General features: G+C 71.4%; 11 protein-coding genes and 1 pseudogene. 3 read left to right on the plus strand and 9 right to left on the minus strand.

What is annotated here, in order from left to right; all coding sequences use genetic code 11:
- Positions 1–44 precede the first annotated feature (44 nt).
- From paaD to AC31A1_RS38715, 9 genes and pseudogenes are all read right to left on the minus strand, one after another.
- Positions 45–551, minus strand: coding sequence for a 1,2-phenylacetyl-CoA epoxidase subunit PaaD (gene paaD, locus AC31A1_RS38675; protein WP_489657764.1), 507 nt, complete (start codon positions 549–551; stop codon positions 45–47).
- Positions 545–1,381, minus strand: a complete 837-nt coding sequence (gene paaC, locus AC31A1_RS38680; protein ID WP_489657765.1) for a 1,2-phenylacetyl-CoA epoxidase subunit PaaC — start codon at positions 1,379–1,381, stop codon at positions 545–547. The genes paaD and paaC overlap by 7 nt, the downstream gene beginning before the upstream one ends.
- 9 nt (positions 1,382–1,390) lie before the next feature.
- The gene (paaB, locus tag AC31A1_RS38685; protein ID WP_019075091.1) at positions 1,391–1,675 is read right to left on the minus strand and encodes a 1,2-phenylacetyl-CoA epoxidase subunit PaaB; all 285 of its coding nucleotides are present in this window, start codon (positions 1,673–1,675) and stop codon (positions 1,391–1,393) included.
- Positions 1,672–2,682, minus strand: a complete 1,011-nt coding sequence (gene paaA, locus AC31A1_RS38690; protein WP_489657766.1) for a 1,2-phenylacetyl-CoA epoxidase subunit PaaA — start codon at positions 2,680–2,682, stop codon at positions 1,672–1,674. The genes paaB and paaA overlap by 4 nt, the downstream gene beginning before the upstream one ends.
- Positions 2,683–2,773: 91 nt before the next feature.
- Positions 2,774–3,562: an enoyl-CoA hydratase/isomerase family protein gene (locus AC31A1_RS38695; protein WP_489657767.1), complete on the minus strand. Its 789-nt coding sequence runs from the start codon at positions 3,560–3,562 to the stop codon at positions 2,774–2,776.
- Complete coding sequence (locus AC31A1_RS38700; RefSeq protein ID WP_489657768.1) at positions 3,559–4,425, minus strand: 3-hydroxyacyl-CoA dehydrogenase family protein; 867 nt, start codon at positions 4,423–4,425, stop codon at positions 3,559–3,561. The genes AC31A1_RS38695 and AC31A1_RS38700 overlap by 4 nt, the downstream gene beginning before the upstream one ends.
- Entirely contained in the window at positions 4,422–5,189 is a 768-nt protein-coding gene (locus tag AC31A1_RS38705) for an enoyl-CoA hydratase/isomerase family protein (RefSeq protein ID WP_489657769.1), read from the minus strand. The genes AC31A1_RS38700 and AC31A1_RS38705 overlap by 4 nt, the downstream gene beginning before the upstream one ends.
- On the minus strand, positions 5,186–6,379 hold the full coding sequence (locus AC31A1_RS38710; protein ID WP_489657770.1) for a thiolase family protein: 1,194 nt from the start codon (positions 6,377–6,379) through the stop codon (positions 5,186–5,188). Before AC31A1_RS38710 ends, AC31A1_RS38705 begins: the two co-directional genes overlap by 4 nt.
- Positions 6,372–6,974 (minus strand): annotated as a pseudogene (locus tag AC31A1_RS38715) (phenylacetic acid degradation protein PaaN); the annotation flags it as partial. The gene AC31A1_RS38710 and the pseudogene AC31A1_RS38715, both read right to left, overlap by 8 nt.
- Positions 6,975–7,353: 379 nt before the next feature.
- On the opposite strand from AC31A1_RS38715, the gene paaI reads away from it, so the two are divergent.
- The 3 genes from paaI to AC31A1_RS38730 are packed head-to-tail and all read left to right on the plus strand — an operon-like array spanning position 7,354 to position 9,849.
- Entirely contained in the window at positions 7,354–7,785 is a 432-nt protein-coding gene (gene paaI, locus AC31A1_RS38720) for a hydroxyphenylacetyl-CoA thioesterase PaaI (protein WP_489657771.1), read from the plus strand.
- The gene (gene paaK, locus AC31A1_RS38725) at positions 7,782–9,146 is read left to right on the plus strand and encodes a phenylacetate--CoA ligase PaaK (protein WP_489657772.1); all 1,365 of its coding nucleotides are present in this window, start codon (positions 7,782–7,784) and stop codon (positions 9,144–9,146) included. The genes paaI and paaK overlap by 4 nt, the downstream gene beginning before the upstream one ends.
- A 52-nt stretch (positions 9,147–9,198) precedes the next feature.
- Positions 9,199–9,849 (plus strand): TetR/AcrR family transcriptional regulator, encoded by a 651-nt coding sequence (locus AC31A1_RS38730; protein WP_489657773.1) that lies wholly within the window; start codon positions 9,199–9,201, stop codon positions 9,847–9,849.
- Positions 9,850–9,908 lie beyond the last annotated feature (59 nt).

A 9,908-nucleotide genomic window follows, 5' to 3' on the forward strand; every position in this document is an offset into this window, starting at 1 on the left:
CTGGTCCACCGTCCTTTTCACAAGCGGGAGTTGGGGGCTCGCCATCAGATCTCCTTGACGTACTCGAACGGCTCGCGGCAGGTGCGGCATCGCCACAGGGCTTTGCAGGAGGTCGCGGCGAAGTGCGAGGTCTCCTCGGTGTCGTCCGCTCCGCAGCGAGGGCAGGGCACCGTGCGGCGGGTCGGCGACAGTGTGAGCTTGATCGGGCCGCGAGGGGCGGCACCGGGCGGGGCGATGCCGTGCTCGGCGAGGCTGCGGCGGCCCTCGGGGGTGATCCAGTCGGTGGTCCACGGCGGGTCGAGGACCGTACGGATCTCCACGCGTGCGAACCCGGCGTCCCGCAGCCGCGCGGCCACCTCGGCGCGCATCTCGGCCATGGCCGGGCAGCCGGAGTAGGTGGGCGTCAGGCTTGCGACGACCGTGCCGTCCTCGGTCACCTCGACCTCGCGCAGCACCCCGAGGTCGGCGAGGGTGAGCATAGGCATCTCGGGGTCCGGGACCTGCGCGGCGATGTCCCAGGCGCGCCGCGAGTCGATCAGGGTGGTCACCATGTCGCCTCCGGGTGGGCGCGGGCCACGCTCTGGAGTTCGGCCAGCAGCGGGGCGAGGTGTTCGGTGTGGTCGCCGTCGCGGCCGTGTCCGGGGACCGGTGTCGCCTCGGGGAACACGAGTCCGGCCGCGTCGGTGACCTGGCGGAGAACGGCCAGGACCTCTGTCCTCAACTCACCGTCGCCCGCGAAGAGTTCGTCCACGTACGGGGCGATCGCGGTCAGCGCGTCCCGCATCCGGCGCTGCGATTCCTCCGTGCCGTCGCCCAGCCGGACGGCCCACTCAGCCGCGTACTGGCGGTGGTACGCCAACTCCTTGACGCCCTTGGCGGCGATCGCGGCGAGCACCGGGTCCTGTGTCGTGCCGGCGAGCCGCTCGAAGAGGGCCAGCCGCCAGGAGGACAGCACCAGCAGCCGGGTGATGGAGAACGCGAAGTCTCCGTTGGGAAGTTCGGCCAGCCGTACGTTGCGGAAGGCGTCGGCGTCGCGGAAGTAGGCGTACGCGTCCTCGTCGCGTCCGGTGCCGTCGACCTGGCCGGCACGCGCGTAGAGGAGGCGGGTCTGGCCGAGGAGGTCGAGCCCGATGTTGGCCAGGGCCACCTCCTCCTCCAACTCCGGTGCGGCCGTGCACCATTGGGCAAGCCGCTGCGCACTCACGAGGGCGTCGTCGCCAAGTGCCAGGCAGAACGCGGCCAGTTGAGCGGAGTCCGTCCCCTCCGGCACGGTCTGGTCGACGCCGTGCAGCGGGTCCTCGAAGCCGGTGCCGAACGCCCAGCGGGCGTCGCTGTCGTCGTGTCCCTCGGCCAGGGACAGATAGACGTGGTCGTCACTCATTCCCTGCTCCTAGATGTGGGGGACGTCGTCGGGGATGTCGTAGAACGTGGGGTGGCGGTAGACCTTGTCGGCGCTCGGCGCGAAGAACGGGTCCTTCTCGTCGCGGGTCGAGGCGGCGATGTGCTCCGAGCGCACGACCCAGATGGACACGCCCTCGTTGCGCCGCGTGTAGAGGTCGCGGGCGTGGGTGAGCGCCATGGCGTCGTCGGCGGCGTGCAGCGAGCCGACGTGGACGTGGTTCAGGCCGCGCTTTCCGCGGACGAACACCTCGTACAGGGGCCAGTCCTGCGTCATGCCGCCGCTCCTTCGGTTTTCCGCGTACGGGCGGTCTTCTGTGTACGGGCGGCCTGCTTGGCCGCGTGGGCGGTGGCCGCCTCCCGAACCCAGGCGCCCTCCTCGTGGGCGGCCCGGCGGCGGGAGACCCGCTCGGCGTTGCGCGGTCCGTCGCCGCTGATCACGCGCTGCAACTCGGACCAGTCCGGGGTGCCGAAATCGTGGTGGCCCCGGTCCTCGTTCCAGCTCAACTCCGGGTCGGGCAAGGTCACTCCGAGCTTCTCCGCCTGCGGGACCGTCATGTCGACGAAGCGCTGACGCAGTTCGTCGTTGCTGTGCCGCTTGATCTTCCAGGCCATGGAGCGCGCCGAGTTGGGCGAGTCGTCGTCGGGCGGGCCGAACATCATCAGCGACGGCCACCACCAACGGTCCACGGCGTCCTGGACCATGGCCCGCTGGCCGTCCGTGCCGCGCATCATCGTGAGCAGCAACTCGTAGCCCTGGCGCTGGTGGAAGGACTCCTCCTTGCACACCCGCACCATGGCCCGCGCGTACGGCCCGTACGAACAGCGGCACAGCGGCACCTGGTTGCAGATCGCCGCGCCGTCCACGAACCAGCCGATCACGCCGACGTCGGCGAAGGTCGGCGTCGGGTAGTTGAAGATCGACGAGTACTTCTGCCGGCCCTCGATCAGCGCGTCGGTCAGCTCCGCGCGGTCCGCGCCCAGGGTCTCGGCGGCCGAGTAGAGATACAGTCCGTGCCCGGCCTCGTCCTGCACCTTCGCGAAGAGGATCGCCTTGCGGCGCAGGGAGGGCGCGCGGGTGATCCAGTCGCCCTCGGGCTGCATCCCGATGATCTCGGAGTGCGCGTGCTGCGCGATCTGCCGGATCAAGGTCCTGCGATAGCCGTCGGGCATCCAGTCGCGGGGCTCGATCCGCTGGTCCTTCGCGATCGTGGCGTCGAACTGCTCCGACAGCCGCGCTTCGTCCCAGCCGGCGGCTGACGCCTCCGTGCCTGTGCTGGTCATCGACACACCAACTTCCCTACCGACCATTCGTTCGGTATCTAGTCTGATGGGTTTCCCCCGGCGAGGCAAGACCTGCCGGGTGAATGGCTGGTCACCGGCCCTCGAACGACGGCTCGGCCCGCGCCACAAACGCCTCTACGGCCGCCCGGTGGTCCCGCGTCGCCCCCAGCCGCTCCTGCGCCGCGGCCTCCCGCTCCAGCACGGCGGCGAGGCTCGCGCCGGGCGCGTCCCGCAGCAGCGCCTTGACCTCCGCGTACGCGACGGTGGGCCCGGCGGCCAGCCGCGTAGCCAAGGCCGGCCCCTCCGCCGTAGCGTCCCCGTCCGGCACGACCCGGTGCACCAGCCCCCACCGCGGCGCGTCCTCCGCACCGAACCGATCCCCGAGCAGCATCAGCGCGGCGGCCCGCGACGGACCCACCGCCCGCGCCAGCGAGCCGCTCAGCCCACTGTCGGCGGCCGGCCCGATCCCGGTGAACGCGGTCGCGAACCGGGCCCCCTCCGCCGCGACCCGCACATCCGCGCGGAGCGCCAGCCCGAGCCCGGCCCCGACACACGCGCCCTCGACGGCGACGACCACTGGCTGGGTCAGCGCGTGCAGCGCCTCCACGAGGGGGTTGTACTCGTCCCGTACGCAGGCGAAGGCGGACTCGGGTTCGGTCTCCAGCGCGCGGGCGTGCTCCTTGAGGTCCTGTCCCACGCAGAAGTGCTTGCCCTGCGCGGTGAGCAGCACGGCACGGACCGCGTCCCCGTCATCGCCCACCTGTCGTACGGCGGCCAACAGCCCACTCCGCAGGGCGACATCGAGCGCGGGCCTGTGCAACTCGACGGTGGCGACACCGGCGTCCAGGCGATAGCCGACGCCGTCCGTGGATGCGGTCACTTCCACTCGTAGAACCCCTGTCCCGTCTTTCGGCCCAGCTCACCGCGTGCGACCTTGTCGCGCAACAGCTGGGGCGGGGCGAAGCGCTCGCCGAGGGTGGCGTGCAGGTACTCGGCGATGGCCAGGCGTACGTCGAGGCCGACCAGGTCGGTGAGGCGCAGCGGTCCCATGGGGTGCTTGTAGCCGAGGCTCATCGCGTCGTCGATCGCCTCCGGCGCGGCGACGCCCTCCTCGACCATGCGGATCGCCTCCAGGCCGAGCGCCAGTCCGAGGCGGCTGCTGGCGAAGCCGGGCGAGTCCTTGACGGTGACGTCCTTCTTGCCGAGGGCGTGCGTCCAGTCGAGGGCGGCGCTGACGGCGGCGGGCTCGGTGTGCGGGGCTACGACGATCTCGACCAGGGCGGAGGCGGGCACCGGGTTGAAGAAGTGCATGCCGAGGAAACGGCCGGGCCGGGTGAGCACGGCGGCGAGTTCGGTGACCGACAGGGAGCTGGTGTTGGTGGCCAGCACGGTCGTCGCGCCCACCGCCTGCTCGGCCGCCGCGAGCACCCGGGCCTTGAGCCCGGCGTCCTCGGGGACGGCCTCGACGACGAGGTCCGCGTCAGCGGGGAGTCCGCCGACCGAGTCGGCCATGGTGACGCGGGCGAGGACCTGCTCGGCGGGTTCGCTGAGCAGGCCGCGCTCGGCGGCTCGCTTGAGCCCGGTGGCGACGCGGTCCAGCGCGGCCGCCGAGGCCGCCTCGCCGCTCTCCACGACGGTCACGGACGAACCGGCGGCCGCGAAGGACTGCGCGATACCGGCGCCCATCCGGCCACCGCCGATCACACCGACAACTGCGGGGGCGGAGTGGGGTGTTGGGCTCATGCTCGGCTGCTCCTCTTCTCCAAGCCCCTCTTATTCAAGAAGCGCGTCATACGGTCCCGCTTGTCCTGCCCCTCGAAGAGCACGGCCTGCGCGAGGTCGTCGGCGATCGGGTGCGCCCCGGGTGAGTCGACGACGAGCTTGGTGAGCCGAAGGGCCGTAGCCGACGAACGGGCCATGCGGTCGAGCAGCGCGTGCGCCTCGTCCAGCAGCTTCTCCGCCGGTACGACGTCGATGACCAGCCCGGCCGCAAGTGCCGCCGTCGCGTCGAGGTTCCGTCCGGCGAGCAGCACCTGCTTGGCTATGGACTCGCCGACCAGCTCGGGCAGCCGCCGGCAGGCACCGGCGGCGGCGAGGATGCCGAGCCCGGGCTCCGGGTTGCCGAAGACGGCGTCCGGTCCGGCGATACGGAGGTCGCAGGCGTACGACAGCTCGGCGCCGCCGCCCAGCGCCCAGCCGTCCACCGCGGCGAGGGTCGGCATCGGCAGTCGGCGTACGCGCTCGAAGAGGCGGCTGTTGATGCCCTGGAGAGCCTCGTCCCGGCCGCGTGCCAGCAACTCGGCGATGTCGGCGCCGCCCGCGAAGACCCCGCCGTGTCCGGTGAGCAGGAGCAGCCTGGGGTTCTGCTCCAACTGGTCGCAGACGGCGTGCAGTTCGCGGATCATCAGGCCGCTGATGGCGTTGCGGGCCTCGGGGCGGTGCAGGGTGACGACGACCCGGTCCTCGCGCTCCTCGACGAGGAGGGTCTCGTAGGTGCCGGCGCTCATACCCGCTCCACGAGCATCGCGACACCCTGCCCGACCCCGACGCACAGCGTGGCCAGACCCCGGCTGCCGTTCTCGCGCTCCAACCTGCCCAACAGGGTGAGGAGGATACGGGCGCCGGAACACCCCAGAGGATGGCCGAGGGCGATCGCTCCGCCGTCGGAGTTGACCTTCTCCTCGTCCAGCTTGAGGCGGCGCGTGACCGCGAGGGCCTGGGCGGCGAAGGCCTCGTTCAGTTCTACGGCGTCCAGGTCACCGGTCTGCCAACCCGCGCGGGCGAGGGCCTTCTCGGTGGCGGGCACCGGGCCGAGGCCCATGATGTGGGGCTGCACCCCGGCCGAGGCCGAGGTGACGATCCGCGCCCGGGGAGTGAGTCCGTGGCGTCGGACGGCCGCGCCGCTCGCGACCACCAGGGCGGCGGCGCCGTCGGACAACGGCGAGGAGGAACCTGCGGTCACGATGCCGCCCTCGCGGAAGATGGTGCGCAGGGAGCCGAGCTTCTCCAGCGTGGTGCCGGGGCGCGGGCCCTCGTCGCGGGTCACCTCGCCGTCCTTCACCGGGACCGGCACGATCTCCCGGTCGAAGCGGCCCGACTCCTGGGCGGCGACGGCCCGTTGATGGCTGCGCAGCGCGAACGCGTCGGACTCGGCGCGGGTGATGCCGTCGAGCGCGGCGACCTCCTCGGCCGTCTCCCCCATCGACAGGGTCTGCTGGGCGGCGAAGCGCGGATTGGTGAAGCGCCAGCCGAGCGAGGTGTCGTGCACCTCTCCTGGCTTGGCCCACGGGGTGCCGGGCTTGGCCATCACCCAGGGGGCGCGGGTCATGGACTCCACCCCGCCAGCGACGACGAGGTCCGCCTCTCCGGCCCGTATGGCCTGGGCCGCCGAGGCGACGGCGGTCAGACCCGAGGCGCAGAGCCGGTTGACGGTGTAGCCGGGCACGGTGTGCGGCAGCCCGGCCAGCAGGACGGCCATGCGGGCCACGTCGCGGTTGTCCTCGCCGGCCTGGTTGGCGGCGCCGAGGATCACCTCGTCGACCTCCTCGGCCGGGATTCCGGCGCGGCGGACCGCCTCGCCGACGACCAGCGCCGCGAGGTCGTCGGGCCGTACGGAGGCGAGGGCGCCGCCGTAGCGGCCCTGCGGGGTGCGGGCCCCGCCGATCAGATAGACCTCGTCGGAGGACAGCTCAGGCATCGGGGGTCTCCTCGGCGGGTGCGGGCCGGCGTGACGGCAAAGTCGCGCAGCGGCCGGTGACGAACGCGGGGTCGGACAGGGTGGCGCCGGCCGCCGGGTTGGCGGCGCTGCCGTGGAAGTCGGTGGACGCGGCGGACTGGTTGACGAAGACACCGCCGGTGAGGTTCTCGGAGAGGCTCACGCCCGCGTCGAGGGCGGCCGACTCGGCGGCGTCCAGCACCAGTTCGCTGGTGGGGTGGACCGCGGCAGTCAGCGCACCGTGCGCCCGCACCGTCCCGCGCAGGATCCGCAGACTGTGCTCGGTGGAGTCGGTGCCGATGACGAACGACACCGGCCCGAACCATTCCCGGGTGCAGGTCTCCCGGTCGTCCTCGGCATCGAGGCGTGCGATCAGGGGCGTACGTACGACGGTCTTCAGGTGCTCCGGGTGTTCGACGGCCGCCGAGGCGCGCATCGTACGACCGATCCTGGCGGCCTGCTCCAAACGGTCCCGCACGCCGTCGTCGACGATCGCGCCGAGGGTGCCGGCGGCGCGGGCGGTGTCGCCGAGCAGCTTGTCGAGGGCCGCGCCGAGGCCGGCGGCGAACTCGTCGGGCGCGACGCGGGGGGAGGAGATGCCCAGCTCGAAGCCGTACGGAGAGATCTCGGCGGCCTGGACGCGCCCGTCGCCGGGATGCGCCGCCGACTCGAAGGACCCGCCGAGCTGCTCCTCGAATGCGGCTTCGCCCATCTTGGCCGCGTCCTCGCCGTAGACCGGCTTGCTGAACGACTCCGGGTACGGCGTCCAGTGGTCGCGGGTGGCGGTCGCGACGACCGCCTGGTCCAGCAGGGCGCGGTGGCGGGCGAAGAAGTCGGGCAGCTCGGAGCTGGTCTGGGGCACGCGTTCCACCTCTTGACAGGCAGTGGTGTTGCTGGATTACTTGGCCGTGACGCACGGTAACCGAATGTTCGGTCGGTCCACAAGGTGGTGGAAAATGACGCAGGCCGCTGACACGGCCTCCGGTCCGACGGCGAGGATGTTCGCCGCGGACGAGGCGTCCCGGGCTCTCGGAATGGAGCTCGTCGAGCACGGCGAAGGGACCGCCGTGCTCCGCATGACCGTGACCCCGGCCATGGTCAACGGACACAGGACCGCTCACGGCGGCTATCTGTTCCTGTTGGCGGACTCCGCCTTCGCCTGTGCCTGCAACAGCCACGGCCCAGTCACCGTGGCCGCCGCGGCCGACATCGACTTCGTCGCCCCGGCGTACGAGGGCGACGTCCTGGTGGCGACGGCGACGGAGCGCACCCGGTTCGGCCGCAGCGGCATCTACGACGTGAGCGTGATGCGGGGCGACCAGGTGATCGCGGAGTTCCGCGGCCGCAGCCGCATGATCAACAGCGCGAAGACGAAGGAGTCTCCATGAGCAGCGACCTGACAGCCCCGGCGGCCCCACCGGCTTCACCGCCCATGCGTCCGCGCCTCGGGGAACCGCTCCCCGACGGGTTGCTGGACGCCGCCGAACGCCTGAGCCGCGAGGAGCTGCGCGAGCACCAACTCGGCCTGCTCCAGGCCACGTTGAGGCACGCCTACGACAACGTGGAGCTGTACCGCAGGAAGTTCGACCAGGCCGGAGTCAAACCCGACGACTGCCGCACCCTCGACGATCTGGCCCGGTTCCCCTTCACCACCAAGGCCGACCTGCGGGACACGTACCCCTTCGGTATGTTCGCCGTCCCCATGGACCAGGTCCGCCGCGTCCACGCCTCCAGCGGCACCACCGGCCGCCCCACGGTCGTCGGCTACACGGAGAACGACCTTTCCATGTGGGCCGACGTGGTGGCCCGCTCGATCCGCGCAGCCGGCGGCCGTCCCGGCCACAAGATCCATGTGTCGTACGGCTATGGGTTGTTCACCGGCGGTCTGGGCGCGCACTATGGCGCCGAGCGCGCGGGCTGCACCGTGATCCCCGCCTCCGGCGGCATGACCGCCCGCCAGGTGCAGATCATCCAGGACTTCAAGCCCGAGATCATCATGGTCACCCCGTCCTACATGCTCACCCTTCTCGACGAGTTCGAGCGCCAGGGCGTCGACCCGCGCACCAGCTCCCTGAAGGTGGGCATCTTCGGCGCCGAGCCGTGGACGGAGGAGATGCGCCGCGAGATCGAGGAGCGCATGGACATCCACGCCGTGGACATCTACGGCCTGTCGGAGGTCATCGGCCCGGGTGTCGCGCAGGAGTGCGTAGAGACCAAGGACGGCCTGCACGTGTGGGAGGACCACTTCTACCCGGAGATCGTCGACCCGATCTCCGACGAGGTGCTGCCCGAAGGCGACAGCGGCGAGCTGGTCTTCACCTCCCTCACCAAGGAGGCCCTGCCGATCATCCGCTACCGCACCCGCGACCTGACCCGCCTCCTCCCCGGCACGGCCCGCCCGGCCTTCCGGCGCATCGAGAAGATCACCGGCCGCTGCGACGACATGATCATCCTGCGCGGGGTGAACGTCTTCCCCAGCCAGATCGAGGAGATCCTGCTGCGCACCCCCGCCGTCGCCCCGCACTTCACGATCCAGCTCAGCCGGCGCGGGCGCATGGACCACATGACGGTCCGCGCCGAGGCCCGCCCCGGTGCCACTCCCGAGCAGCGGGATGCCGCCGCGGCGGCGATCGGCAAGGGCGTCAAGGACGGCGTGGGCGTGACCGTGGCGGTGGAGATCGTCGATCCGGAGACCCTGGAGCGCTCGGTGGGCAAGATCCGCCGGGTCAAGGATCTGCGGGAGCAGTGACATCCGAGGCCGTTCCGCGCGGCCCGATCGCCGGCCTTGTCACAATGGCCCAGTGACCAGGACACCTGTGCAGAATCCGGCCGGCCGCCACGGCCGTCCCGCCTACGACCGCGACTCCCTGCTGGAGGTCGCCGTCGTGGTCTTCAACGAACGCGGCTACGACGGCACCGGCATGGAGGAACTGGCCAGGCGCCTGGGCCTCAGCAAGTCGAGCATCTACCACCATGTGTCCGGCAAGGAGGAACTCCTCGAACTCGCCGTCAACCGCGCGCTGGACGCGCTGTTCGCCGTGCTGGACGAGGAGGCCGGGGACCAGGAGGGGGACAGTGGAGCCCCGGACACGACCACGACCGCCACTGCCCGGATGAAGCGCATCATCCACCGCAGCGTCGAGGTGCTGGCCGCCGAACTGCCGTACGTCACCTTGCTGTTGCGTCTGCACGGCAACAGCGAGGTGGAGCAGCGGGCACTGGCCCGGCGCCGTGAATTCGACCACCGGGTGGCCGAGTTGATGACCCGGGCGGCGGCCGAGGGCGGCATACGGGCGGACATCGACCCGCACCTCGCGAGCCGCCTGCTGTTCGGCACCGTCAACTCCCTCGTGGAGTGGTACCGCCCGGACCGCGACCTGACCGTGGAGACGCTGGCCGACGCCCTGACGACCATCCTCTTCGACGGCCTGCACGGACGTCCTGCGAGTTGACGGGAACGAAGGCCCCAACTCCCCTCCCCCACAAGCCACATGAACCACCGCGAGTACGA

The sequence above is a fragment of the Streptomyces sp. P5F9 genome (assembly GCF_057961495.1).